The organism is Halarchaeum rubridurum (assembly GCF_014647115.1).
GTDB classification, from domain to species: Archaea; Halobacteriota; Halobacteria; order Halobacteriales; family Halobacteriaceae; genus Halarchaeum; species Halarchaeum rubridurum.
Genome location: NZ_BMOO01000004.1, coordinates 191780 through 215386, shown reverse-complemented (window position 1 = coordinate 215386; position 23607 = coordinate 191780). Strand labels below are relative to the sequence as shown.

At 65.8% G+C, this 23607-nt stretch carries 27 protein-coding genes and 3 tRNA genes; 15 read left to right on the top strand and 15 right to left on the bottom strand.

Going from position 1 to position 23607, the window contains the following annotated elements; translation table 11 throughout:
• Positions 1–2: 2 nt before the first annotated feature.
• On the bottom strand, positions 3–1856 hold the full coding sequence (locus IEX84_RS09930; protein ID WP_188872409.1) for a UvrD-helicase domain-containing protein: 1854 nt from the start codon (positions 1854–1856) through the stop codon (positions 3–5).
• A gap of 75 nt (positions 1857–1931) precedes the next feature.
• Entirely contained in the window at positions 1932–2090 is a 159-nt protein-coding gene (locus IEX84_RS14960) for a DUF7563 family protein (RefSeq protein ID WP_425342208.1), read from the bottom strand.
• Between the two features lie 176 nt (positions 2091–2266).
• Here IEX84_RS14960 and IEX84_RS09925 point away from each other — a divergent pair, with 176 nt between their 5' ends.
• Complete coding sequence (locus IEX84_RS09925; protein ID WP_188872407.1) at positions 2267–3004, top strand: creatininase family protein; 738 nt, start codon at positions 2267–2269, stop codon at positions 3002–3004.
• A 79-nt stretch (positions 3005–3083) separates the two neighbouring features.
• Here the strand turns inward: IEX84_RS09925 and IEX84_RS09920 are convergent, their stop codons facing one another.
• Both IEX84_RS09920 and IEX84_RS09915 read right to left on the bottom strand, forming a co-directional pair.
• Complete coding sequence (locus tag IEX84_RS09920; protein ID WP_188872405.1) at positions 3084–3530, bottom strand: DUF5790 family protein; 447 nt, start codon at positions 3528–3530, stop codon at positions 3084–3086.
• Positions 3531–3600: 70 nt separating this feature from the next.
• Positions 3601–3945: a dihydroneopterin aldolase family protein gene (locus IEX84_RS09915; protein ID WP_188872402.1), complete on the bottom strand. Its 345-nt coding sequence runs from the start codon at positions 3943–3945 to the stop codon at positions 3601–3603.
• A 124-nt stretch (positions 3946–4069) separates the two neighbouring features.
• Between IEX84_RS09915 and IEX84_RS09910 the strand changes: the two genes are divergently transcribed.
• The 4 genes from IEX84_RS09910 to IEX84_RS09895 all read left to right on the top strand — a co-directional run bounded on the left by IEX84_RS09910 (position 4070) and on the right by IEX84_RS09895 (position 6888).
• Positions 4070–4849, top strand: coding sequence for a hypothetical protein (locus IEX84_RS09910; protein WP_188872400.1), 780 nt, complete (start codon positions 4070–4072; stop codon positions 4847–4849).
• Between the two features lie 45 nt (positions 4850–4894).
• Positions 4895–5662: an NAD-dependent glucose-6-phosphate dehydrogenase Azf gene (gene azf, locus IEX84_RS09905; protein ID WP_188872398.1), complete on the top strand. Its 768-nt coding sequence runs from the start codon at positions 4895–4897 to the stop codon at positions 5660–5662.
• A 133-nt stretch (positions 5663–5795) separates the two neighbouring features.
• Positions 5796–6662: a M48 family metallopeptidase gene (locus IEX84_RS09900; protein ID WP_188872576.1), complete on the top strand. Its 867-nt coding sequence runs from the start codon at positions 5796–5798 to the stop codon at positions 6660–6662.
• Position 6663: 1 nt separating this feature from the next.
• Positions 6664–6888 (top strand): hypothetical protein, encoded by a 225-nt coding sequence (locus IEX84_RS09895; protein ID WP_188872396.1) that lies wholly within the window; start codon positions 6664–6666, stop codon positions 6886–6888.
• Positions 6889–6923: 35 nt separating this feature from the next.
• Here IEX84_RS09895 and IEX84_RS09890 read toward each other — a convergent pair whose 3' ends face one another.
• Positions 6924–7520 (bottom strand): DUF309 domain-containing protein, encoded by a 597-nt coding sequence (locus tag IEX84_RS09890; protein ID WP_188872394.1) that lies wholly within the window; start codon positions 7518–7520, stop codon positions 6924–6926.
• A 486-nt stretch (positions 7521–8006) separates the two neighbouring features.
• Positions 8007–8079: transfer RNA gene (locus IEX84_RS09885), tRNA-Arg, on the bottom strand.
• Between the two features lie 233 nt (positions 8080–8312).
• On the opposite strand from IEX84_RS09885, the gene IEX84_RS09880 reads away from it, so the two are divergent.
• The 3 genes from IEX84_RS09880 to IEX84_RS09870 all read left to right on the top strand — a co-directional run bounded on the left by IEX84_RS09880 (position 8313) and on the right by IEX84_RS09870 (position 11354).
• Positions 8313–9734: a single-stranded DNA binding protein gene (locus tag IEX84_RS09880; RefSeq protein WP_188872392.1), complete on the top strand. Its 1422-nt coding sequence runs from the start codon at positions 8313–8315 to the stop codon at positions 9732–9734.
• Between the two features lie 172 nt (positions 9735–9906).
• Positions 9907–10344 (top strand): histone, encoded by a 438-nt coding sequence (locus IEX84_RS14825; RefSeq protein WP_188872390.1) that lies wholly within the window; start codon positions 9907–9909, stop codon positions 10342–10344.
• Positions 10341–11354 (top strand): histone deacetylase family protein, encoded by a 1014-nt coding sequence (locus IEX84_RS09870; RefSeq protein WP_188872388.1) that lies wholly within the window; start codon positions 10341–10343, stop codon positions 11352–11354. The genes IEX84_RS14825 and IEX84_RS09870 overlap by 4 nt, the downstream gene beginning before the upstream one ends.
• Here the strand turns inward: IEX84_RS09870 and cca are convergent.
• Positions 11333–12694 carry a CCA tRNA nucleotidyltransferase gene (cca, locus tag IEX84_RS09865; RefSeq protein ID WP_188872386.1) on the bottom strand — a complete coding sequence of 454 codons (1362 nt, stop codon included), beginning with the start codon at positions 12692–12694 and terminating at the stop codon, positions 11333–11335. The genes IEX84_RS09870 and cca overlap by 22 nt on opposite strands.
• Before the next feature lie 102 nt (positions 12695–12796).
• Between cca and IEX84_RS09860 the strand changes: the two genes are divergently transcribed.
• The 5 genes from IEX84_RS09860 (at position 12797) to IEX84_RS09835 (ending at position 14833) form a co-directional block, all read left to right on the top strand.
• Positions 12797–12869 (top strand) — tRNA-Asn (locus tag IEX84_RS09860).
• Between the two features lie 214 nt (positions 12870–13083).
• Positions 13084–13190, top strand: a tRNA-Ile gene (locus IEX84_RS09855).
• 287 nt (positions 13191–13477) lie between these two features.
• Entirely contained in the window at positions 13478–13927 is a 450-nt protein-coding gene (locus tag IEX84_RS09845) for a hypothetical protein (RefSeq protein ID WP_188872382.1), read from the top strand.
• 169 nt (positions 13928–14096) lie between these two features.
• Positions 14097–14645: a hypothetical protein gene (locus IEX84_RS09840; protein ID WP_188872380.1), complete on the top strand. Its 549-nt coding sequence runs from the start codon at positions 14097–14099 to the stop codon at positions 14643–14645.
• Positions 14642–14833, top strand: coding sequence for a hypothetical protein (locus IEX84_RS09835; RefSeq protein WP_188872378.1), 192 nt, complete (start codon positions 14642–14644; stop codon positions 14831–14833). The genes IEX84_RS09840 and IEX84_RS09835 overlap by 4 nt, the downstream gene beginning before the upstream one ends.
• 32 nt (positions 14834–14865) lie before the next feature.
• Here the strand turns inward: IEX84_RS09835 and IEX84_RS09830 are convergent, their stop codons facing one another.
• The 8 genes from IEX84_RS09830 to IEX84_RS09795 form a co-directional block, all read right to left on the bottom strand.
• Positions 14866–15264 (bottom strand): hypothetical protein, encoded by a 399-nt coding sequence (locus IEX84_RS09830; RefSeq protein WP_188872376.1) that lies wholly within the window; start codon positions 15262–15264, stop codon positions 14866–14868.
• A gap of 187 nt (positions 15265–15451) precedes the next feature.
• Complete coding sequence (locus tag IEX84_RS09825) at positions 15452–16687, bottom strand: DnaA/Hda family protein (protein ID WP_188872374.1); 1236 nt, start codon at positions 16685–16687, stop codon at positions 15452–15454.
• Positions 16680–17459 (bottom strand): hypothetical protein, encoded by a 780-nt coding sequence (locus IEX84_RS09820; RefSeq protein WP_188872372.1) that lies wholly within the window; start codon positions 17457–17459, stop codon positions 16680–16682. The genes IEX84_RS09825 and IEX84_RS09820 overlap by 8 nt, the downstream gene beginning before the upstream one ends.
• 2 nt (positions 17460–17461) lie before the next feature.
• Positions 17462–18004: a hypothetical protein gene (locus IEX84_RS09815; protein ID WP_188872370.1), complete on the bottom strand. Its 543-nt coding sequence runs from the start codon at positions 18002–18004 to the stop codon at positions 17462–17464.
• A gap of 53 nt (positions 18005–18057) precedes the next feature.
• The gene (locus IEX84_RS09810; protein ID WP_188872368.1) at positions 18058–18300 is read right to left on the bottom strand and encodes a hypothetical protein; all 243 of its coding nucleotides are present in this window, start codon (positions 18298–18300) and stop codon (positions 18058–18060) included.
• Positions 18301–18302: 2 nt separating this feature from the next.
• The gene (locus tag IEX84_RS09805; protein WP_188872366.1) at positions 18303–19826 is read right to left on the bottom strand and encodes a hypothetical protein; all 1524 of its coding nucleotides are present in this window, start codon (positions 19824–19826) and stop codon (positions 18303–18305) included.
• Positions 19823–19963, bottom strand: coding sequence for a hypothetical protein (locus IEX84_RS09800; RefSeq protein WP_188872364.1), 141 nt, complete (start codon positions 19961–19963; stop codon positions 19823–19825). Before IEX84_RS09800 ends, IEX84_RS09805 begins: the two co-directional genes overlap by 4 nt.
• A 3-nt stretch (positions 19964–19966) precedes the next feature.
• Positions 19967–20371: a hypothetical protein gene (locus tag IEX84_RS09795; protein WP_188872362.1), complete on the bottom strand. Its 405-nt coding sequence runs from the start codon at positions 20369–20371 to the stop codon at positions 19967–19969.
• A 175-nt stretch (positions 20372–20546) separates the two neighbouring features.
• Between IEX84_RS09795 and IEX84_RS09790 the strand changes: the two genes are divergently transcribed.
• Both IEX84_RS09790 and IEX84_RS09785 read left to right on the top strand, forming a co-directional pair.
• Positions 20547–21143, top strand: coding sequence for a site-specific integrase (locus IEX84_RS09790; protein ID WP_188872360.1), 597 nt, complete (start codon positions 20547–20549; stop codon positions 21141–21143).
• A gap of 193 nt (positions 21144–21336) precedes the next feature.
• Positions 21337–23598: an ATP-binding protein gene (locus IEX84_RS09785; protein WP_188872358.1), complete on the top strand. Its 2262-nt coding sequence runs from the start codon at positions 21337–21339 to the stop codon at positions 23596–23598.
• Positions 23599–23607: the final 9 nt, after the last annotated feature.

The following is a 23607-nucleotide window of genomic DNA, read 5'->3' as shown; positions in this document are numbered from 1 at the left end:
GCCTAGTTCATCGAGATGGGCGCGGCCGCCTCGGCGAGCGCCTCCTCCATCGTCTCGCCCGTCGGCTCGCCGTAGAGCAGGACGTCGAGCGGGAGCGTCGGCGCGCCCGTCACGAGGTTCTGCATCAGGACGAGGCGTTCGCGGGCACGCGACATCCCGACGTAGAAGACGCGGCGCTCGTTGTCCGTCAGGACGGGGACGGGGTCGCTCTGTCGGGTGAACTCCTCAACGCCCTCGGGGAGGTCGTCGGGGTCGGCCGTCGCGGCCATCTGCTCGACGACCTTCTCCGTGAGGTCGGTGGCGAGGAAGACGTGGTCGGCCTCGCGCCCCTTCGCGGAGTGGATGGTGCCGACGCGGACGCGGTCCGAGTTCATCCCGCGATAGTCGCCCTGGAAGTAGGCGTCGATGGAGCGGCGCTGGTAGCGCGTCACTTTTCGGAGCATGTCGGCGGCCGCGGCGGGCGCGGGGACGAAGGGCACCCAGTTGCGGATGAACTCGGGGCTGAACTCGAGTTCGTCGAGCGGGGCGTCGGCCTCGTCGCCCTCGCTGGCCTCCTCGCGGCGCGCGTCGATCTCGTCGCGGAAGTCGCTGCGGTCGTTCGTCCCGAACGCCGAGTCCTGGAGCATGTCCATCAGCCGGCGCGCCTGCAGTCCGGTGACGGGCTCGCCCGCGTCGATGGCCTCGACGGCCTCGACGTACTGCTGGAGGCGGTCCGTCCAGAGGCGCTGGTCCGTGAGCGCCTTGAACGGGATGCCCTCCGTGATGAACTCGTCCACGAAGTCGAAGAGCTGGTAGCGCGCGCGGAAGAGGATCATCACCGTCTCGTCCGTCGTCTGGATGGTCCGCCGGACGTTCCGCACGAGGTCGAGCATCGACGGCGAGTCGACGGCCTCGACCGTCCCGCCCTCCTTGCGCGGGTTCAGGTCCTTCTCCTGGCGGTTCTCGATGTGGCCGACTTCCTGTTGGACGATCTTCAGCACCTCGCTCGGGAGCCGATAGGAGTTCGGGAGGACGACGTTCTCCGTCACCTCGGTTTCGAGGAGGAGGTCGGGGTCCGCGCCCTGCCACGCGTAGACGACCTGGTCGTCGTCACCCGCGATGAGGACGGTGTCCATGTGGGGTTTCCACTCCTGGTACACCTTGTACTGGAGGCTCGTGATGTCCTGGAACTCGTCGATGACGAGGTGATCGACGTTCGGGACGAGCGAGCGCTGCTCGACGCGTTCGAGCATGTCCGCGAAGCCGACGAGGTCGTGTTCGCCCTTGTAGGAGCGCCACGCGCGGATGCACTCGGGGATGTCGTACCGGTCGTCGCTGGAGGGCCACGTCGGCGTGTACTTGTTGCCGACCTGAGCGTTGTCGTCGATGTCCGGGGGGAGGCGGACCTCCTCTTCGTCCCAGCGGAACGGCACGTCGTACCAGTCGGCGACGTCGCGCCCGGTGCGCTGGAGCCACTGGCTCGTGGCGATGACCTTGTTCCCGAGCGTCGTCGAGCGCGCCGTGCGCCGCGACCCCGAGGCGTACTCGTCCTCGTAGGGGATGCCGTAGTCCTCGCAGAACGCCTCCTTGTCGTCCTCGCCGACGACGTCGCCCCGCGAGAGGTTCAGGAGCTCGTAGGCCTTCGCGTGCATCGTGGAGACGTTCCCGCGCAGCGAGCGCGGGTTCACGTCGAGGCGCTCGGCCAATCGTTCTCGCACCTCGGCCGCGGCGGCGCGCGTGTAGGAGACGACCAGCACGTCCCGTATCTCGACGTCGTCGTCCTCGAGAATCTCCTCGACGCGGTCGAGGAGCGCGGTCGTCTTCCCACTGCCGGGACCGCCGAACAGGCGCGTGACCTGTGGCTCCGACTGACTCATTACACACGTACAGGAGCTACGAGGGTATAAGCGACGTGACTTTCCGCGGCGGGACGAGAACGAGGCGCAGACGGCTCAGGTTCGACGGGTGGAACGCGCTTCGCGGACCTCGGCACCGTCTCGTATCTTGTCTTCGCAGTTCGGACAGACGCGCGGGGCGCTGTGCTCGTCCGGTGTAAACACCCGTGCGTACGCGTCGGTCACGAAGGACCCACAGTTCTGACAGTCCGGCATACTCACTACTCGGGTAGGACGCAACCCGCCTTAGTTATACTGGCCCCCTAACCTATCCGAACACGGACAGTACCGGCGCGAAACCGACCGATGGTCCCCCGGTCCGACGCTCCTCGCCGCGTCACACGCGGTGATTGATTCGCGGGCTACAAGTCGCGGCCGCTCCACGTCGACGTATGCGCCTCGCGGACGCCACGTGGACCGACGCCGACGCGACCGCCGTCGACGTCGTCCTCCTCCCCGTCGGTAGCACCGAACAACACGGCCCGCACGCGCCCCTCGGGACCGACGCGTTCACCGCCGAGACCGTCGCCGAGCGCGCCGCCGACGCCTACGACGGGACGGCCGTCGTCGCGCCGACCGTTTCGGTTGGCGTCTCCGAGGAACACCGACAGTTCACCGGGACGCTCTGGGTGTCCCCCGACACCTTCCGGTCGTACGTCCGCGAGACCGTCCAGTCGCTCGCCCACCACGGCTGGACGGACGTCGTCGTCGTCAACGGCCACGGCGGCAACGTCCCCGCGCTTGGCGAGGTCTGCGCGGCGATCAGCCGCCACGACGACGCCTACGCCGTCCCGTTCACCTGGTTCGACGCCGTCGGCGAGCACGCGAGCGACATGGGCCACGCCGGCCCCCTCGAAACCGCCTTCCTCCGCCACGTCGACCCCGACGCGGTCCGCGAGGACCGCATCGACGACGCGCGCGAGGGCGCCAGCGAGCGCTGGGGCGAGTGGGTCTCACACACCAACCTCGCGCACGACTCGGCCGCGTTCAGCGAGAACGGCGTCGTCGGCGACCCCGGCGAGGACAGCGCCGACCGCGGGGCAAAACTCCTCTCGCTCGCCGTCGAGGCCCTCCGCGACCTCGCAGACGCCGTCGTCGAACGCGACGACGACCCCGTGCCGCACCGCTGAGACGCTGTCGTCGAACGCGACGCGCGACGGGAGCACGCGAGTGTCGCTCCCTCGCTATCGTGTTACCGTCGGTCGCTCGCTACTCGTCTGCCTCGCCCGCCGCCTCGTCCTCGTCCGCCGCCTCGTCCTCGCCCGCCGCGTGTAGCTCCTCCAACTCCCCGCGGAGTTCGGGAATCGCGGAGGCGAGGTCGCCGACCGCGTCGCTCACCTCCGCCAGGTCGTCGAGGACGTCCTCGATGCGCTCGATTTCCTCGGCGAGGTCGTCGGCGTCCTCGAAGGCGTCCGCGCGCTCCCCGATGGTGTACCACTTCTTCGCGTCGCGGAGGTGCTCCTCGACCTCCTCGACGGCGAGCGCCGTTCGCAGGCCGTTCAGCACGCCGAGCGTGTTGTCCGCCTCGACGTCCCACACCGCCGACGCGGCCGGGAGCGCGTCGCGCGCCGCCGCGAGGTGGTCCTCGACGTCCGCGCGTATCTCGGTCGCCGCCTCGCCGAACAGCTCCTCGTCGTCCAACCCGGATTGGCTCATGGGACGTGCTACGCACCCCCGTAGTTTAAAACGCCGCCCCGAATCGGCCGCCGGCGCCCCTCCGTTCCCCCTACTCCCCGACGTTCACCAGCTCCATCAGCGGGTAGCCGTCGTCCATCGCCATCCGCGCGACGGCGCGCGTCCCCTCGTAGTCGACGACGACCTCGACCTCCATGAAGCGCCCCGTCAACTCCGTGTACTCCGCGGGCCCGTCCGCCAGCTCGGCTTCCAGGGCGTCCTCCAACACGTCGACCGTCACGTCCACGCAGTGGGGTTGGTTCTCTATCGCCTCTGCAATCGCCGTCTCCAAGCTCCCCGCGCTCGCCGGGCTGACCGGCGTCCCCGCGAACTGGTGGTAGAGCGTCCCGAACTTGATACCGACCTCGAACGCCGCCTCCTCAGCACTGCTGACCATACCGTCACGGCCGGCGCGCGCCGGTATGGGCCTTCCCGTTCGCCGCGCCCGCGCGCCGCCCCGCGCCGTCTTCCGGCGAAATCGACCGAAACCCTAACACGCCCCGGTCCGAATCGGGCGAACGATGTCCCTGAATATCGGCGACGCGCTCGAAACCGCCGTCAGCCGCACGGCCACCCGCGCCGGGTTGACGCTCGTGGGCGCGTTCTTCGTCCTCCAGTTGCTCGTCACGCTGTTCTCCACGAACATGAACGCCGCCCTCCAGTCGACCGTCTCGCCCGCCGAGGTCGCGCCGGTCGTCCTCCCCGTCGGCGCGCTCGCGAGCGGCGTCCTCAGCCTCGTCGCCTACGTCTGCATCGCCTACCTCGGCATCGTCGCCATCCGCTCGATGGTGAGCGACGTTACCGACCACATCCCCGGGGAGTTCTTCAGCCGGCGCGTCGGCCCCGCCCTCGTCTGGTGGTTCGTCGCCTCCATCGTCGTCGGCATCCTCGTGACCATCGGCTTCGTCCTGCTCGTGATTCCCGGCATCTACCTCTCGCTCGGCCTCGCGTTCACGCTCGTCTACGTCGCCGTCGAGGACGAGACGGCGTTCACCGCGATGCAGTCCTCGTGGGACCTCGCCGCCGGACACCGCTGGCGGCTCCTCGCCACCTTCCTCGTTCCGGCGGTCGTCTACCTCGTCGTCGTCGGCATCCTCGGTGTCGTCCTCCCGTCGACGACCGTCGCCGGTTGGGTGGTCACCGGCCTCGTCGGTGCCGTCTGGGGGGTCTTCGTGCAGGCGCTCCTCGGCGCGTGCTACCGACAGCTCCGCGACGCGGCGGACGACGCGGACGCCGGCAACGACGCCGGGCCCGCGGACGGGGGCGACGACGCCCCGCGCGCCACCGTCGCGGACGCCTGAGCGAACCGCGCCTTACTTCTTCCTCGCCGCCCCATCTCGACTCGAATGGACGAACGGGTTCTCCTCACGGGCGCGGAGGGACGCGTCGGACGGGCGGTGCTGGGGGGTATCGGCGACGCGTACGAGTGGCGGCTGTTCGACCGCGACCCCCCCGCGGAGGAGCACGACCACGAATTCGTCGTCGCCGACGTCACCGACGACGAGGCCGTCCGCGACGCGATGGCGGACGTGGACGTCGTCGTCCACCTCGCGGGCGACCCGCGCCCCGAAGCGCCGTGGAACTCCGTCCTCACGAACAACATCGACGGCACGCAGACGGTCTACGAGGCCGCCGTCGAGACCGGCGTCGAGACGGTCGTCTTCGCCTCCTCGAACCACGCCGTCGGCCACTACGAGACGGAGCGCAAGCCCGACCTCTACCGGACGGACGACGACTATCGCCTCGACGGCACCGAACTCCCCCGCCCCTCGAACCTCTACGGCGTCTCGAAGGCCGCCGGCGAGACCTTGGGGCGGTATTACCACGACGAGCACGACCTCTCGGTCGCCTGCGTCCGCATCGGCAACCTCACGAAGGGCCACCCGCCAATCGACTACGAGCGCGGGCAGGCCATGTGGCTCTCCTACCGCGACTGCGCGCACCTCTTCGAGCGCTGCATCGAGGCCGACTACGGCTACGAGATCGTCTACGGTATCAGCGACAACGACCGCAAATACTACTCCCTGGAGCGCGCGAAAGACGTGCTCGGCTACGACCCGCAGGACAACTCCGCCGAGTACACGATGGCCGGCGAACCCAAGAGCGACGTCTAGGCCCCCACCCCATCGGGCATCCGTCTTCCGCCCTCCCGCGCCGACGCCCGTTTCACCGTCACACGCGACCACCCAACTTATCCGGTATAAACCCGTAGCACCGCCCATGAGACACCCCGGACTCAAACTCCGGATGGCGGTCGTGGGCGCGATACTCTTCGCGTTCTACGCCGTCGTCGCCGCCATCGCGTACGCCATGGGCGTCCCGCTCCTCCTCGTCCTCCTCGGGAGCGTCGCGCTCGTCGGCGTCCAGTACAAGATCGGCAAGTGGTCCGCGTTGCGCTCGGTCGGCGCGGAGGAGATGCCCGAATCGGGCCGGTGGGGCGACGTCCACCGGCGCGTCGAGGCGCTCGCCGACGACATGGGCATCGAGAAGCCGCGCCTGATGGTCGCCGACATGGGCGTCCCGAACGCCTTCGCCGTCGGCCGCAAGGGCGCGGCGACCGTCGTCGTCTCGAACGAACTCGCGCGCACCCTCGACGACGACGAACTCGAAGGCGTGCTCGCCCACGAGCTCGCGCACGTGAAGAACCGCGACGTCGTCACGATGGTCATCGGCCAGGGGATCGCCTCCATCGTCGGCATCGCCGCCCAGTGGCTCGTCCTCCTCACCGGCGACAACGACATCGCGGACTTCTTCCTCTCGATGATCGTCGGGACCGCCGTCCAGTTCGTCGTGATGCTGTTCGTCCTCGCCATCAGCCGCTACCGCGAGTACGTCGCCGACGCCGACGCGAAGCGCTACGTCGGCAGCGGCGAACCCCTCGCCCGCGCGCTGGAGAAGATTCAGCGCGGCAACGAGAACCCGAGTCCGAGCGGCTCCACCACCCGCCAGCGCGGCGGTCGCGGCCGCGGTCGTGGCTCGCGCGACCAGTCGGGCGGCGTCAACGAGCAGGTCGGCGCGCTCTGCATCTTCGACGACGACGACCGCTCGCTCGTGACGAAGCTCGTCGCCACCCACCCGCCGGTCGAGAAGCGCATCGCGCGCCTCCGCGAGTAGCGTGGACCCGCGCACCGCGCTCGCCGTCGGCCTCGGCGCCGGTCTCGGCGCGCTCTGCCTCGCCCGGCCGGACGTCGTCCTCCGCCTGAGCGCCTTCGGCGCGACGACGCCCGACCGCACCGGCCAGTACGGCGACGACGGTCCCGCTTCGACTCGCGCGACGTGGGTCGTCCGCGCCCTCGGCGCGCTCTGCCTCGCCGTCGCGGCGTACCTCGCAGTCGCCTAATTCTCTTCCCCGTTCTCTCTTCTCCTCCACCGACGCTACCCGAACAGCCCCTCGACGTCCTTCTCCCGCGCCTCGCGGCGTTCCACGCGCTCCACGAGCCGTCGGTACGCGACCGGGCGCGCCTCGGGGTCGGTCACGACGTCGTAGCAGAGCGTCACGAACGCGCTCGTTCCCGCCTCGTCCTCCCCGAGGTCCGCCCGCGCGTACTCGACGGCGCGCTCGACGCGCTCGCGCTCGCCACCCGACGCGGCCGCGACCGCCGGCGCGAGCGCCAGCACGCCCTCGATGTCGAGGTCGTCCGGCGTCACTCGCTCCCCGTCGAGCGCTATCGCGGGTGGGAGGCGCCGCTCCACCACCTCGGGGTCGCCCGCGACGACGCCGAGGTAGTCCCGGAGTGCCGACGCGTCCACCCCTCGTTTTTCGTCGAGCGTCCCGAGCGTCTCGCTCGCCGCGTGCGCGTCCGCCGCGAGACCGTCGAACGACCCGGTGCGCCCGCGAACGATTACGGCCGCGGCGTCGGCGAGCGCCTCGCCCTCCTCGCTATCGGCCTCGCGCCAGCCGTCGCGTGCCGCCGCGTACTCCCCGGCGTCGAACGCCGCGACGCCGGCGCGCAGTCGCAGTCGCTCGTCCATAGTGCGTGTTCGCGTCGCGCGGAGAAAGGGGTGGCGTCACGCGACGAACGAGGAAATCGAACGAACACCGATTGGAGGCCGACTACGCAAGCCCGGAGCGGAGGCTGACTACGCAAACCCGGAGTGGGGGCTGACTACGCAAACCCGGAGTGGGGGCTGACTACGCAAACCCGGAGTGGAGGCTGACTACGCAAACCCGGAGTGGAGGCCGACTACGTAAATCCGGAGCGGAGGCTGACTACGCAAACCCGGAGTGGAGGCTGACTACGCAAATCCGGAGTGAAGACCGACTACGCAAATCTGGAGTGGAGGCTGACTACGCGGATACCAAGCCGAGGCTGACTACGCGAAGCGTCCGGACGGCGTCCACGCGCGCCGACGGCGCGCGTGGGCAAGCGAGACGCGGACGCGTCTCGCGGAGTCCGGACGTGACTGAACGAAGCGAAGCGACGAGCCGAAGGCTCGTCGCGTAGCGAAGTGAAGGAACGTCCGGACGGCGATTTGAACGCCGGTCCCTGGCTCCGCAAGCCAAGAGGATAGTCCACTACCCTATCCGGACTCACTCTTTCGTAGCCGCAGGGTACGTAAAGCGGTTACGATTCGCCCCCTCTCGTGGGTCGTGCTCTCGCGGCACGCGACGATATGCGGTGGCGTGAACTGGGCGGGTGTCGGGGTGAACGTTCAAGGCGGATGGGGAGACGACGTACGGCCGATGAGCGACCGACAGCGGCCCGGAAACGGGCAAGGACAACGCTTATGCGCGGGCCTACCTTGGTCCGAACTACGATTATCATGGGTGCGATAGAGGATACGTACGCCGACCTGGAGACCGACGAGGTCTCCCTCGACGAGTTCCGCGAGGCGGTCGCGGAGAAGGTCGAGCAGATGGGTGGGCTGGCGGACGACGAGACGGCCGCCATGCTCCTCGCGCACGAACTGCAGGACGGGGAGGTGAACGGCATCGCGGACGTCACCCCCGAGATGGACGAGGCGAAGTTCGTCGGGAAGGTCGTCTCCGTGGGCGAACTCCGGACGTTCGAGCGCGACGACGAGGACGCGGAGGACGGCCGCGTGCTGAACGTCGAGGTCGCGGACGAGAGCGGGTCGGTCCGCGTCTCGCTGTGGGACGAGCAGGCCGCGAACGCCGCCGACGAACTCCAAGCCGGCGACGTCATCCGCGTGGCCGGGCGACCGTCGGACGGCTACAACGGCGTCGAGGTGAGCGCGGACCGCGTCGAGCCCGACCCCGACACGGATATCGACGTCCAGATAAGCGACACGTATCGGGTCGAGGACCTCTCCGTGGGTATCTCGGACGTCACGCTCGTCGGCGAGGTGCTCGATACGGATTCGGTCCGGACGTTCGACCGGGACGACGGGAGCGAGGGCCGCGTCGCCAACCTCTCGCTCGGCGACGAGACGGGCCGCGTGACGGTGACGCTCTGGGACGAGCGGACGGCCGCCGTCGAGGAGTTCGGACCGGGCGACGTCGTGGAGGTCGTGGACGGTTACGTCCGGGAGCGCGACGGTTCGACCGAACTCCACGTCGGCAACCGCGGGGCGGTCGAGGCCGTCGACGAGGACGTCGAGTTCGTCCCCGAGGCGACCCCCATCGAGCAGTTGGAACTCGACGATGTCGCGGACATCGCGGGCGTGATTCGTTCCGCGGACGAGAAGCGGACGTTCGAGCGCGACGACGGGAGCGAGGGCCAGGTGCGAAACGTCCGCTTGCAGGACGACACCGGGGACATCCGGGTGGCGCTCTGGGGCGAGAAGGCGGACCGCGACATCGGGCCGGGCGACGAGGTGCTCTTCACGGACGTCGAGATTCAGGACGGCTGGCAGGACGACATCGAGGCCTCCGCGGGGTGGCGTGCGAGCGTCGTCGAACTCGCGGACGGCGCGACGACCGCGGTGGGAGACGACGAAGCCTCCGAGAAGGAGGCGACCGGACTCGGGGCGTACGCGGACGGGACCGCGCCCGAGAGCGGCGGGAGCGACACCGACGCGACCGACGTCGGTGCCAACGCGGACGCCGACGGCGAGGACGTCGAGTTCACCGGGACGGTCGTGCAAGCGCGCGACCCGGTCATCCTCGACGACGGCACGGAGACGATGAGCGTCGAGACGGACGCGGACGTCACGCTCGGGCAGACGGTGACGGTCCGCGGGACGCTGCGCGACGACCGTCTCGACGCCGAAGAAGTCCGCTAGTCCCGGTCCTCGTCGTCCCGGTAGTCGTCCGGGGCTCGTCCCGGGTTGCCCGCCGTGGCGCATCGGTGACGGAGAGGTCCCGTCCACGAGTGCGTGAGTGCGGGCGGTCGCCGACGAGCGGCGTGCGACCGGGACGGAAAACGTTAAGGGTCGTACACGCACGTTTCACGGTATGAGTGTCGAGCTCCCGTTCGCGCCGGTGGACACGGTCATCCGGCGCGAGGCCGGCGACCTCCGCGTGAGCGCGGACGCCGCGGAGGAACTCGCTCGTCGCATCCAACGCCGCGGTGCGGCCCTCGCCCGGGAGGCCGCGGAACACGCGACCGACGCGGGCCGCAAGACCCTGATGGTCGAGGACTTCGGGTTCGACGCGACCGACGCGCCCGAGCGGGACGAGCTGACGCTGCCGGTCGCGCCCGTCGACCGGATCGCCCGCCTCGACATCCCGGACGAGTATCGCGTGTCGGCCGACGCCCGCGTCGCGCTCGCCGCGCACCTGGAGGCGTTCGCGGACGACGCCGCGGACGGCGCGGCGACGCTCGCCCGCCACGCCGGTCGTCGCACCGTGCAGGCCGAGGACGTCGAGACGTACTTCGAGCTCGTCGGATGAAGTTCGGCGTCAGCGACGTCTGCGCGGAACACGACCCGGGCGACCGGCACCCGGAGAATCCCGACCGCATCCGCGCCATCAAGCGCGCGCTCCAGAAGCGCCACGGCATCGAGTACGTCACGGCCGAGCCCGCCACCGAGGACGCCGCGCGCGCCGTCCACGACGCCGACTACGTCGAGGAGATTCGGGCGTTCTGCGAGGACGGCGGCGGGAGTTGGGACCCGGACACCGTCGCGGTCGAGGCGACGTGGCGCGCCGCGCTCGCCTCCGCCGGCTTGGCGACGTGGACGGTCGACGCCGCGCTCGACGGCGACGGCGGCCGGACGACGCCGTTCTCGCTCGGCCGTCCCCCCGGCCACCACGCCGTCGAGGACGACGCGATGGGGTTTTGCTTCCTCAACAACGCCGCCGTGGCGAGCCAGCACGCCCTCGATACGCGCGACGTCGAGCGCGTCGCCGTCTTCGATTGGGACGTCCACCACGGCAACGGCACGCAGGACATCTTCTACGACCGCGGCGACGTCTTCTACGGCTCCATCCACGAGGACGGCCTCTACCCCGGGACGGGCGACACCGAGGAGACCGGCGAGGGCGACGGCGAGGGGGCGACGATGAACGCCCCGCTCCCCGCCGGCGCGGACGACGCCGACTACTGCCTCCTCTTCGACGAGGCGTTCGCGCCCGCCATCGAGGCCTTCGACCCCGATCTCCTCCTCGTGAGCGCGGGCTTCGACGCCCACCGGCACGACCCCATCTCCCGGATGCACGTCTCGACGGACGGTTACGGCGTCCTCACGACTCGCGTGCGCGACCTCGCCGAGCGCTGTGACGCCGCACTCTCCTTCGTTCTGGAGGGCGGGTACAGCCTCGATACGCTCTCCGAGGGCGTCGGGATGGTCCACGAGGTCTTCGACGGTCTCGTCCCGGAGGGTCCCGATACCGACCCCTCCGACGAGGCCGCGGCCGTCCTCGACGACGTCCGCGAGGCTTACGGTCTCGGGTCGAAGTAGGCCGCGAACTCCCGGCCGAACTCCGCCGCGAGCGCCGCGACCTCCGCGTCCGCGAGGACCGTGTAGTCGTCCGCCGCGACGAGTCGCTCGACCGCGTGGCCGAGCGCCACGGACGCCAACTCCTCCTCGGCGAACGCCGCCGCGCTCCGCACGTCACGCTCGCGCTCGACGACGTAGCGCTCGCCCTCGATGTACGGTCCGTAGACGTCCGGGTCGTCCGCGTACTTCTCGTAGAACCCCGACGCGTGCCCGCCGACGTGTACCGGCGGTCCGCGGTGACGCTCGACCGCCGGGAGCGCCGCGACCGAGAGCTCGCAGAAGAGGACGGCCGTCTCGTCCGCCCACGTCGCCGCGCGCACCACCTCGAAGCCGCGCTCCTCTAAGCCCCGAACGAGGCCGTCGAGCGAGCGGCGGAGCTGGGGATAGCGCTGGTCCTCGACGAGATCGAGCAGCGAGTCGTCGTCGAAGCGGACCGCGAGGGCGCGCGTTCCGCGTTCGTCGAGCGCCGCGCGTACCCCCTCGGCGTCCAGCGGGTCGCGCGGCGACGCGAAGAAGTAGCTCTCGCGTGGCTCCTCCCGGAACCGCCGGGCGTAGTGCTGGAAGCGCGCGACGTTCGCCGCGGAGACGACGGCCGCGACGTTCCGCTCGGGGTCCGTCGGGTCCACGACGACGAGCGGGTCGTCGAAGCTCGCGTTCGCGTGGCCCGCCGGGTCGAGTTCGACCGGCGGCTGCCAGTCGGCTGCCGTCGCCAGGAGCGCCTCGAAGCCGTCGTATTCGAGCACGAGGAGCTCCGTGAGGTAGCCCGAGAATCCCTCCGTCTTCAGGTCGGAGCCGTACGCGCCGATTCCCTTCAGGAACTGCTTGCAGAGCCGGACGTCCGCCGCGAGGTCGTCGTCGAGACGCGCCTCCAGGTACTCGGTGTGGAACGGCGTGCGGTCGACCGCCGAGCGGATGTCGCGGGCCGACTCCACCGCGTAACACGGCACGAGGTCGACGTCGTACCCCTCGAACTCCCCCTTCACGTAGGGATGTTCGGCGTACTCCTCGTGGCCGTTCGGGAGGACCGCGTTCCCCACCGCGAGGCCGTGTGTCTCCAGTTCGTCGCGCGACAGCGACGGCGGAAAGCGCACGAAGACGTCGATGTCGCGGTCGCCGCGCACCCACGTCCCGCGGGCCGTGCTCCCGACGCGCACGACGTCCGCGTCGAGGCCGCGCTCGTCAACCGCGTCCTCGGCGCGCTCCACGAGCCGCTCGGCCACCGTCCGCAGTCGCTCGCGTTCCGCGGCCGTCGGGTCCACGCGCTCCCGGACCGCCCGCAACACGGCGTCCGTCTCGGTCATGCCCTCGCTACGCCCGCCCCGCTCCAAAAACCGTCGGTGGTCGCATCCACGGGAAAACGAAAGCCATATTTGAACGACACCGCTACGACAGAGTGCGAGCAAGCCGCCATAGCTCAGTTGGTAGAGCACCTGGTTGTTACCCAGGTTGTCCCAGGTTCGAGCCCTGGTGGCGGCGTACATTCCTCATAGGAATCACGCCTAATCAGAAACGCATCGCGTTTCTGATGCTGGCGCTCCTCCCTTCGTTCGTCGTTTCACGAGACGCTCACCGTCTCGTGTGTCTGACCTCCTCGTCCACTCACGTACCCCACTGCGACGGACTCGCCGCGCCGCCGTTGCCGGACGAATCCCGACACGCTAAAGACCACGGCCCCAATACGGCGATACGAGGGCCCTTAGCTCAGTCTGGTTTACAGCCCCCGGCTCATACCAGCCTGCTCGTCCCGAGTGGCTGTGGGACACCGGGTGATCGGTGGTTCAAATCCGCCAGGGCCCATCGCGACACCTCTCGTTTCCTGGCCGAATCTATACCAGCAGGTAAAGCCCCGATTGCCCCCCGAATTCACCCGAATACTCCCTCGGGAATCCCGGGTTATTCACCGGATGTCAACCGCCCTCCGGTCGCGGGGCGACGCCGTCCCCCGAAACTCGTAGCCGAAGTGAGGTGGTCGGCGTGAGTGGCACGCTCCACTACTGTCCGACCTGCGGCGGTCGCCTCGAAACGACGACCTCGCCCGGCGGGCTCCCACGTCGTACCTGTCCGAACTGCGGAGGTGACAACCGGTGACGTATCTCGACTTCGCGAGCGTCCGCGACGCCGATTCAACGAGCTGGACGCGCGCCAACCCCGACCGTGCGCTCATCGAGCAGCGCGGGCCCACGACGTTCATCGTGATGCTCCGCGACGGCGCGGCCGCCCACGACGTCACGTACGGCCTCGAACGCGGCGCACGTGTCGGCTTCTGTGACTGTGACGGCTACAAGTACAGCGACGAGAGCGTGCCGTGTGCGCATCTCTGCGTGTTGCGGAAGGCCGAGTTCATCGGCGCGACGTCGGTCGACGGGGAGCGCATCGAGGCGGTCGATACCGCCGTGCTCGCTGAGACGGACACCGACCCCGGCCTTCGTGCGGACGGCGGCCCACGACGCGAGCCCTCGTACGATCCGGATGACGTTGAGACCATCGAACGCCCGGATCACGTCGCACCTGAAGAGAGGTGGACGAACCAATGACCCCCACCTCCCACCACACCCTCCACAACCACGGGGAGGGGGGTACGGACACTACTGCCTCCACCCGAAACGACCCCTCGATCCGGACCCCCCGGATGCGGGTCTCTTCGACCTCCGTTTCAGGTGCTGCCGCAGGAACCCCCACAGTTGCGGCAGGAGGTGATGCGTGATGGGGCGGATGGAGACTGGCGGGACACACTCCGGAACGGTTGTGCGCGCCGATACGCGCTTCAAGGGCGACCTCGGCGAGCGTGTCGACGCCTACCTCGAAGAGAACGACATCAACGCCACCGAACTCGTTCGTGAGGCCGTCGCCGACTACCTCCCCGACCCCAACGACGACGAGGGTCCGCGCATCCGCCCACCGAGCACGCCCGAACTCGAAACCGCGCTCGGCATCCTCCAAGACCTCGCACGGAACAATGACGGCACCATCCCCAAATCTGTCGCCAAGCAGGAACTCGCACAGAAACACAGCCGCGACAAAGGAGCCTGCGACACCACCCTCATTCAGCCCCTCCGCCGTGAGGGCTACATCAACGAATTGAGCGCCGGCCCGATGGGTGGCCGCTCCATGCTCCGTATCGTCCTCCCCAGCGACATCCCCCGCATCCTCGACGCTGCCGACGACGATGAACACGAGACGGTCGCCGACGAGTGGGACCAGCTCGACGCTGCGGAGCCCGCTGCTCGTGCTGACGGGGGTGATGAGTGGTGACGCTCCAGTACTACTACTATGAGTATCAGGTAACGGCGGTCGCCGTCACGCTCGTCAAGTGCCCGCTCTGTGGGTACGAGTTCGACGAGGGCGAGCACCGATGGAAACACTTCCTCAATGACCATACCGCCGATGACGTCCCCAGCCCGCGCTCGACAGTGAGCGACGAGCGAGAAGAACCTGCATAGTCGCGGAAATCTTCCCTCTTTCTCAGTAGTTTTTAGAAGACGTCGGTGAGCGCGATCTTCGTGTGATCGTGCTCATCGGACTCGCCACCGGAGCCGTACCAGGCGGAGACGGGGAGTTGATCGGCGGGGAGCGCTCGGTAGCGGAGCACCTTGATGCCGCGGCCCACGCGTCGGTAGACGGCGAAGCCGTAGCGGCCGTCGTGCTCGACGAGCTGGGCGTGCGCGTGCTCCCGAACGCGGAACCGGCCGGGGCGGCCGCTGGCGGTCTCGACGACGGCTGCCTTCAACTCCCACGGCGTCCCGTCCCGTGGGTCGACGGCGTCGCGCCAGAACGTGTGAACGCCGTCGCGTTGGAGCCGCCACTTCTCGGCCATGCGCTTCTCGGCGAGCGTCCCATACCGATTCGCGCGCTTCGATTTCTTCGCACCCATCTTTATTCTGACCTCGGTGAAGCCACGCGTTCTCGTCGCGCGCGTCTTATATATAAACGGGGGCGGGGCCGGTAGCGTGGGGTGGTAGCCTCCAGAGGAGCCTTGGCGACGACAGCCACGACCCCGCGTTCATTATTGAGTGCGGCGGGGGGTGTGTGAACCTGAACGGGATTGAAACCCGACGCTGTCATGCGGTTTCTCCCTCGAAGAACTTCACGGCGTCAATATGCTCGCCGTCTTGGAATTCGCTGTATCTCTCAGACACCCAGCCAGCGCTTCTATCGACGTAGTTCGCGGTATCAGCGACTGAAACGCCGTCGTCTCGAAGCTTGATTGCGAAGGCGATGCGGTAGAGACGGTCACGTTCTTTCGGTGCCATGTCTTCCTCTTCGTCGCCACGCGACCACGACCACGCAGTCGGTTCCTTGTCGTCATACCGCCAGTCGGTCTCGGGGATTCCCTCGATGCTCTCGATTTCGCCCTTCCCGCGGCGGTTCTTCACGTCCTCGTAGAAGGTCGCGGTCTTGAGCCCGGATTTGTGAACGCAAACACCCATCTCGCGGATGAGGGGATGGACGTCCTTGCCGTCGTGACCGATCACGATGAGCGAGCCGCCGTACTTCCGGATTTTGTAGGCGAGCGGCCCCATCTTGGACTTAGTTTCATAGCCGCTGGACCCGCTTCCGCCGGCGCTACTGCTGGCTTCGTCGAAGATGAAGAGTTTCGGTGTCTGTGCGTTGTTCATCGGGTCGCCGTCCTGTTGGAGCCACTCTTCGAGTTCGCCGAAGTTCGAGAGCCACCCGCCACGGGGTTCGGCGTCGTCGAGCGTGGTCCCGTCTTCGTCGACGACGACCAAGTCGCCACTTTCGTCGGTGGCGAGGTCGCCCTTGGTGCTCCATGCGTCGGTTTCGCGGAGTGTGCGGATGTTCGAGGCGACGAGTGCCTGGCCGTCGTGCTCGCGTTTCCAGAGTTCGGCGAGGAGCAGCGCGAAGTTCGTCTTGCCGGTGCCGGGCTCGGCCCACTCGTAGAACATCGGCGCGGGCCCGGTCATGAAGGATTTGAGGGTCTCGATAGCCTTGAGGCCGGAGACGTCGGCGCGTTGATCAGTCTGGCCGGTGAGGTGCTTGAGCATCTGCATATCGCCGTCCTCCATCGCGTCACGGCCGCGCTCGGTCGCGGCGATGGAGACGATGTCCTGCACCTCGTCAAGATCGGCCCACCGACCCGGCATATCCTCGGTGTCCTCGGCGTCGGTCGGGTCGTAGTGATTCGAGAGGACGGCGAGGAACCGCGAGACCTTCGGGTCCTGCACGATCCCGCTGTATTCGTGGCCGAGAGCGTCGCGTGCGCCGTAGCCGTCGGCGTGCTCGCGGTACTGCGCGGGTGTGTAGAGGTCGTCACCGCTGTTGGCGTCGTCACTCATCGGGCTGGCCCTCGGTCTCGGCGTCGGTTTCGTCGTAGTTCATGTAGTCGTCGATGTCGGGGAGGTCGTCGGTTGCGGCGAGCTGGTTGAGGTCGCCGGTCGCGTCCTCCCAGGCGTCTTTCGCGGCTGTCTTGTCGAGCATCTGGCCGCGTTCGCGGGCTTCAGCGGCTTCGTTCGTGCTGGCTTCTTCGACGTCGACGGCCATCTTGCTCATTCGGTCGCGTGCGCGGTTGAGCGCGTGGGAGCGGTCGATGAGGTCGCCGTAGATGTCCTCGACGTACGTCTTCCAGGTGAACATCCGGTCGTCGTTCAGCTCGGGCATCGGGGTGCCCTCGACGTACAACTCGCCGAGGTCGTCGTTCCAGTCGAACTCCCGGACCTGCCACGCCGCGCCACCGTTCAGCGGCGTCGGAGCCCACCTGCCGATGGACTTCTCCGCCCAAATATCGGGTGGCACGTAGAACTTCTCCTGCGCTTTCCCCTCGTTTGCAGCGTGGGATTCGGCGTTACAGAGATAGACGACGACTTGGTTGCGGCGGCGAAGCCAGCGCGCAATCGCGTAGGCCGACGGCACCGTAATCGGGGTGAGCACGAGCGTCCCACCGAGGAGCGACCAGCCCCACGGCGGGACGTCCCAGCCTCCACTCGTGAACAGCCAGATCGTGCCCGCGACGCCACCGAGCGCGACAAGGAGGAGGACGACCGAGACGAGCTGGGAGTTCGTGCTCAGGAAGGTGAGCCGGTCCTTCCACCCGTCGAAGGTCGGCCGCATCGTTAGGCCACCTCCGGGCTGTTTCCGCCACGACGCATCACGTACCAGCCCATCGCAACGCAGGAGAAGAGCGCGAGTCCCGCGCCCCCGAGCCAGCCGACTTCAGCCGAGCCGGTGAGCCACGGGCCGGTGTTGTCGTTCGAGTAGATCGTCGGACACGACCCCGAAGCGATGCACGCGCCGGTCGTCACGGACACCGACGCCTGTCCGTCGACGCGGTCGGCGGGGAGTGAGACGGTTCGGGTTTCGCCGCGCTGGAGGATGACTTGGCGATAGGCGGCTTGTGCGACCCGTCCGGTGGACTCTGCGGACGCCGCCAACGTCGCGGACTTGTACTGGGCGGCTTGGAGGGTGACGTTCATCCGGCCATTCTCGTAGGTCCAGCCCTGAACGGAGAGGACGCCGTCGACGGCGACCGGGTGGCCACCCGTCGCCACCGGCGGCCCTGTGGCGGTCGTCGTGGTGGTGTTGTTCGCGGCCGCCGCGCTCCCGACGCCGACCGCGAGGGTCGAGAGGGCGAGCAGCACGAGGAGCAGACGCTTCATTTTGAGGAGCCGCCGCCGGAGTTGAACCGGCGCTGTGGCCGACCGCGGACGGCTTAGAGCGGATTGAGTCGAGACGCGATTGCGTCGAGGATGCTGTCGATGACGCCTTGGACCGCCGCGACGGCGGCGTCGACGGCCCCGCGGATCGCGCGATAGGCGGCATCAAGGAGGATCGCGTGCATATCCCACCACCCCGTCACGTCACCGACGGCGGTCGCCAACGCGACGAGCCCGGCGAACGCGAGGAGATAGGGGAGGACGGGCCGGAGGAGCACCTTCCAGGCGAAGTACAGCATCGCTAGTTGCTCCGGTTTTGGAGGTAGACGACGGCGAGGAGGGCGGCGACACCCAGGCCGGCGACGATCACCGGCGAGGAGCCACCCCCGCCCGTGCCGCCAGTCGGCCCACCCCCGCCGCCTCGTTGCGCGGCTTGCGTCTGGTTAAGCAACGCCTCCATCTTCTCGACGTACTGGGTGGCGTTCGAGGTTCGGTAGACGACGCGCTGCGCGTCGACGCTGTCGATTTGGCCGCCGTTCGTCGTCGTGATGTTCCCGACCGTGAACGTCCCCGTGAGCGGGATTTGCTCACCGTCAGTCGTCGCCAGGTACTCCGCGCCCGGAATCGCCGAGGCGTTATAGGTCGTGTGCGCCTGCCACGAGCCGTTCGGAGCCTGATTCGCAAGGATCAGCCCGTAATCGGTCGTGTTGTTCGCGCCGTGCGTCACCTCCATCGTCCCGAGCCCATCCAGAGTCGGCGTCGAAAGCCCGAGACCGGAGAGCGCCGCGGTCGCCCGGTAGAGCGATGCGTTCTCGCCCGCGTCAGGGCTCATCCGGTAGAGGTCGGTCGTCCGCGACGTGATCGCGCTCGGGCTAATTGAGTCGTTCTGAAGCGCCCCCCACATCCCGTCGATCCAATTGTAGGAGGTACTAATCTGATTGCTGGAGATCGTCTGAATCCGCTCCCCTGTCGACACGTACCATTGCGTTGGCAGCAATGCAGTATCCCCAACAGTCAGATTATGGAGCAGAATTTGACGCGTTCCGGACGTCCCCATCGGAGTATATCGGTAAACGTCCAACGTATTTGTGTCAGGCCCGATAAATTGATGTTTAGCAATTGCTTGCTGAACACTGATTTTTGTACCATTAGCGAGAGTTACGTTAACGTCCTTAATCTCAAGATTAGCCGGTTCGAAATATGTAGGATCGTTAGTCCTTAGCTTCTCAAGGGTGGGCGAGACGAATGAGCCTGATATCTTCTCCTCAGCCGCTCGCGCGTCTAATGTCTGCCACGTATCTATCTGAGTGTTCCACGACTGAATTAGATTCGCCTGTTTAACACTCCAATAGTCTTTAATCGCCTGTCTCGCGGCCGCTCGCGCCTCAACCTTACTACGATTAGCCGCCGCCGTATTTGCCCAGTAATTCGCGACCGCAGTCTCAGCGGCCATCCAAGCAGCCGACCGACTATCGTTCAGATAATTGTTAAAGACGGTTTGCGTCGTCTCGAACTGTGTGCGCTGCGCTTGCGCGGCAATCTCGAGGTCGGCCTTCGTGACGTTTGCGTCCGCGTTCGCCGTGTCCTCGACTTGCTGGGCGGTCGTCCAGCTCGTGCAGGTCGACTGCACGGCGGGCCCGGCCATACCGAGCGTGGCGAACGCCGCGGCACTCCCGAGCGCCGAGCAGGTCGTCGAGTCGGAGACGCCGAGCGCGGGCTGGCCTCCTGGGTCGCCGGTCGCGCCCGCAACGGGGGCGGCGACCATCGAGGAGACGAGCGCGACGGCGAGGAGGACGCGCCCGACGCGACCGATAGTGGACGTCACGAGCGACCACCCCGATAGTGGTCAGCGACAGCAACGACCCCGAAGAGCGCGACGAGTCCAACCGCGAGCGCGGGGAGCACCCCCGAGAGCGTGCCCGCACCGCCGTCGGCCGCCGCGCACGCAACAAGTGCCTGCATCGGTTAGCCCTCCCAGGAGAGCAGCGGCCCGAAGCCCGCCTGCACCAGGGCGACGACGAGCGTGATGGAGTTGTAGTCGGCCATCACGTTCTGCACGGCGGGGACGATCGCGTAGACGGGGACGATGCCGAGCGCGACGACGATCGCGGCGATATGGTAGGGCTCCATATCGTCGATATCCCAGTCGCCCGCCCAGAAGTTCGCCACGACGATCCAGCCGACGCCACCGAGCGCCAGCAGCGTCGCGTACGTCACTTCCGCACCTGAGCCGGACCAGATGACGGTTGTGAAGTCGAAGCCGCCGAAGAGCTTCAGTTTGATTGTGTATGCGTCGAGACTCATCGGGCCGAAGAACCCGACGAGCGCCATGCCGACGATGTCGATTAGGTCGAGGTTGTTACGAGCCATCACCGGTTCGTCTCCCCCCGAACATATACCAAAAAGAAATACCGCCGTAGACGCCTCGACACCGCGTCTTAGTTCTCCAAGAAGTACGACGCAGATTCCGCTATAGACTCGAAACCACCCCGAAATCCCCCAAACTGTTTTTCGCTTATGTCGGGGGTGTCTTGAGAAGTACGACATGCGAATCGAGCGAAACGAGAACCACCACTCGTACCGATGTTGGCTCACCCCCGCAGAGTACGAACGCCTTGAGGCTGCCGCGAGCTCCTACCGAGACGCGCTCATAATTCGCCTCGGTGGCGAGGTTGGCCTGCGGAGCTTCGAGATACCGCAAGTACGCCCCGCTGACGTCCACCACGTCGACGGCGTCGCTCGCCTCCGCGTTCGCGAGGGGAAGGACACGACGGGCTCAGGCGGGAAGCCACGCGACGCCTACCTACCCGACAGTGTCGAGTCCGATCTTCTGCGCTACGCGAACGTCGAGGGCATCGAGCGCGACGAGTCCATCGTCGACCTCACACCGCGCTCGGTGCAGCGCGTCGTCTCCCGGACCGCCGAGCGCGTCGGCGACGAGATCGGTGATGAGGACTGGCAGAAAGTTTCGAGCCACGACCTCCGTCGCTACTACGCCCAGACGCTCCTCGTCAGGAAGTCAATGAACCCCCGCGTCGTCATGGACGTCGGCGGGTGGTCGTCGTTCTCAGCTATCGAGCCGTATCTGAACGCACCCACAGACGAAGTCATCAATGAAGAGTTTGCTGAGGCGGGGCTCTAGTCCAGTTGAGGGGTGAATAAATCCGACTGGCTGAGGAGGTTTATCGTATTATTCACCTCTCGGTATAGTGATCGACGACACCGAGGAGCCCTTCGGTGAGCACAATCTTCGAGCCTTACTGAACATGTTATAGAGTTCTATTGTCTAATTCCTCAACAACATATATACCGATAGGAAATGAATGTGTCAGCTAATGTCTCAATCCCAGTCTATGAAGGCTCTAGCAGAGGAGTTGTTGCTAGAACGGGACACCGATCAAGAAGTCGCTGAGCTTGTTCACCGAGAATTTGAGGGGAATCCAGACGCCGAGTGGGTTGCGCTCGGTCAAGAGGAGAACAACTACTCTATCGTTGAGAATCAGCAGTCAGAGGCGATGGCCGCACTTACTGAACTACTGACAAACAGTAACGATGCAGTCACGCTCAAGAACTTCTACCAACGATATGGTGATAGTTACAGTGGTGACGAGTTTGAGAACACCCACGAAGCAGCGGAAGAGCTCGTTGACGAGGACGACGCGGAAATTACACTTACTGCACGAGGTGAGCCAAATGGCCCCTTCTCCCTCTCAATCTATGACAACGGAACGGGACAGCCCCGTGAGCGGTTTGAATCAACGTTCCTCAACGTTCTCACTCCTGGCAAACTTAAACAGGAGTTCAACTTTCTTCAAGGCCGCTACGGAATGGGTTCAACCGGAGTGCTCCCATTCTGTGGTGACCGTGGCTTCAAACTCATAATTTCTGCCTCCTACGATGAACCGGAAAAGTGGGCATGGAGTCTCGTGAGGAAAAACCGTGACCGAACACGGTATGAGTACCTCATTATTGACGACGAAGTCCCTACCTTCGAAGGCCCAATCAACGACAAGACATACGGGTCATTCGTCAAGTGCTTTGAGTACCAGAGCGAAATAAAAAGCGAGATCAACCAGTATTTCCGCCGTCGTCTAGAGCGATACCTCGTTCAATCACCGCTCCCTATCAAACTGGCTGATGAACGATACGACGGTTACGGAGGAGTATACACCAAAGGCCTACTCCCACGTCTCCAAGACAACCGCAAGTTCATACAGGATGTCGATGAGATTGAGTATACCTTCGACAACGACATTCTGGGCACCAAGACGATACATATCTACCTGATGAAAGCGGACGACATCATTAGCGAAGAGGGACTCTCGGAATATGGAAAAGTCAACTTCGTCCGCGGTCGAAAGCACGAGAAACAGGCAATCCTATTCACGCTTAACGGACAAACGCACGGGGACCAAGGACAGACTTTCCTCAAGCGCCGCTGCAACTTCAATCGGGTCGCGAAAGACGCCCTCGTCGTTATTGACTTCTCCGACATCAATGACGCCGATATCGTTGACTTGTTCAAACCGTCCCGCGACCGCCTCCAATCTAAAGAACCAGCACAAGTTCTGAAAGAAGAGTTGGAGGAGGTTGTTAGTGAAAACGAGATGCTGCGGAAGGAGGAGCAGCGCCGTCGGAACCGGATGGCGAAGGAGGATACTGAGGAGTTAGAGGACGACATCCTCGAAGAAATTCTGTCGAAAAACCCCGCTCTCAAAGGATACCTTAAGGCCGGGCAGAAGCAGCCAACTATCGACACGGAAGGTGAGAAAGACTTGGAGTATGAGGGGCAGTTCTACCCCGACCACTTCGAGATCGTCAAGAAGTACACCTCACGAACGAACTACGATCTGTGGGAGGGTGCAGACGGACAGTACACAAAGCGCATCCCGGAGAACCAAGAGTCGAAGCAGCGGTTTGAGCTAAACGCCGAGGATGACTATCTAACACGAAATACTGAACCCGGTGAAATCAAGCCGTCACTCCCGAATATCGTCAAATCTGTCCGTCTCAAGGATGGTATTCTTACGCTGACTCTAGAACCACCTGAGGGTGCAGTCGTTGGCCACACAATGCCACTCCAACTTACGGTTGAACCGGCACAGACAGGGGATGGGACACTCACGCGAACAATCCAGATCGAGATTACGGAGCCCGTTGAGAAGGAGGAAAAGAAACCACCACAGGAGGAAAAGCAGCCGAACACACAAGGGTTCGATTTCCCGGACGCGTACTGGGTTGAGAAAGAAGAATGGGACGAGCACGATTTCGATGAGCAGTCTATCGTCTCGGTAGAGCCAACCCATGAGGGAGAGATGGTGCTGTTCATCAATCGAGACTCAGCACCTCTAGTCAACTTCATTCGTCGGCACAATCTCCGAGAATCGGGAAAGGAGTTCGTTCAGCGGACGTACAAGCTCGGCATTATCTTCTACTCTATCGGGCAATATCTGGAGCTAGAAAATGAGTATGGCGACGACCCAGCATGGGAAGAAGTTGACCTCTCGACAGTTATTGAAACTACTATGAAAGGGGTTGCACAGTCTCTTCTTGAACAAACGGTTAGCGACGATCAACTCGACAAGTACACCATCTAACTCGGAAAT

Coding starts and splice junctions, on each gene's coding strand:
- IEX84_RS09880 (WP_188872392.1), top strand. CDS start 8,313: ATGGGTGCGATAGAGGATACGTACGCCGACCTGGAGACCGACGAGGTC.
- IEX84_RS09800 (WP_188872364.1), bottom strand. CDS start 19,963: ATGCAGGCACTTGTTGCGTGCGCGGCGGCCGACGGCGGTGCGGGCACG.
- IEX84_RS09795 (WP_188872362.1), bottom strand. CDS start 20,371: ATGGCTCGTAACAACCTCGACCTAATCGACATCGTCGGCATGGCGCTC.
- IEX84_RS09900 (WP_188872576.1), top strand. CDS start 5,796: ATGGCGGTCGTGGGCGCGATACTCTTCGCGTTCTACGCCGTCGTCGCC.
- IEX84_RS09810 (WP_188872368.1), bottom strand. CDS start 18,300: ATGCTGTACTTCGCCTGGAAGGTGCTCCTCCGGCCCGTCCTCCCCTAT.
- IEX84_RS09925 (WP_188872407.1), top strand. CDS start 2,267: ATGCGCCTCGCGGACGCCACGTGGACCGACGCCGACGCGACCGCCGTC.
- cca (WP_188872386.1), bottom strand. CDS start 12,694: ATGACCGAGACGGACGCCGTGTTGCGGGCGGTCCGGGAGCGCGTGGAC.
- IEX84_RS09920 (WP_188872405.1), bottom strand. CDS start 3,530: ATGAGCCAATCCGGGTTGGACGACGAGGAGCTGTTCGGCGAGGCGGCG.
- IEX84_RS09870 (WP_188872388.1), top strand. CDS start 10,341: ATGAAGTTCGGCGTCAGCGACGTCTGCGCGGAACACGACCCGGGCGAC.
- IEX84_RS09820 (WP_188872372.1), bottom strand. CDS start 17,459: ATGCGGCCGACCTTCGACGGGTGGAAGGACCGGCTCACCTTCCTGAGC.
- IEX84_RS09785 (WP_188872358.1), top strand. CDS start 21,337: ATGTCTCAATCCCAGTCTATGAAGGCTCTAGCAGAGGAGTTGTTGCTA.
- IEX84_RS09815 (WP_188872370.1), bottom strand. CDS start 18,004: ATGAAGCGTCTGCTCCTCGTGCTGCTCGCCCTCTCGACCCTCGCGGTC.
- IEX84_RS14960 (WP_425342208.1), bottom strand. CDS start 2,090: ATGCCGGACTGTCAGAACTGTGGGTCCTTCGTGACCGACGCGTACGCA.
- IEX84_RS09830 (WP_188872376.1), bottom strand. CDS start 15,264: ATGGGTGCGAAGAAATCGAAGCGCGCGAATCGGTATGGGACGCTCGCC.
- IEX84_RS09890 (WP_188872394.1), bottom strand. CDS start 7,520: ATGGACGAGCGACTGCGACTGCGCGCCGGCGTCGCGGCGTTCGACGCC.
- IEX84_RS09825 (WP_188872374.1), bottom strand. CDS start 16,687: ATGAGTGACGACGCCAACAGCGGTGACGACCTCTACACACCCGCGCAG.
- IEX84_RS14825 (WP_188872390.1), top strand. CDS start 9,907: ATGAGTGTCGAGCTCCCGTTCGCGCCGGTGGACACGGTCATCCGGCGC.
- IEX84_RS09910 (WP_188872400.1), top strand. CDS start 4,070: ATGTCCCTGAATATCGGCGACGCGCTCGAAACCGCCGTCAGCCGCACG.
- IEX84_RS09840 (WP_188872380.1), top strand. CDS start 14,097: ATGGGGCGGATGGAGACTGGCGGGACACACTCCGGAACGGTTGTGCGC.
- IEX84_RS09790 (WP_188872360.1), top strand. CDS start 20,547: ATGCGAATCGAGCGAAACGAGAACCACCACTCGTACCGATGTTGGCTC.
- IEX84_RS09930 (WP_188872409.1), bottom strand. CDS start 1,856: ATGAGTCAGTCGGAGCCACAGGTCACGCGCCTGTTCGGCGGTCCCGGC.
- IEX84_RS09915 (WP_188872402.1), bottom strand. CDS start 3,945: ATGGTCAGCAGTGCTGAGGAGGCGGCGTTCGAGGTCGGTATCAAGTTC.
- azf (WP_188872398.1), top strand. CDS start 4,895: ATGGACGAACGGGTTCTCCTCACGGGCGCGGAGGGACGCGTCGGACGG.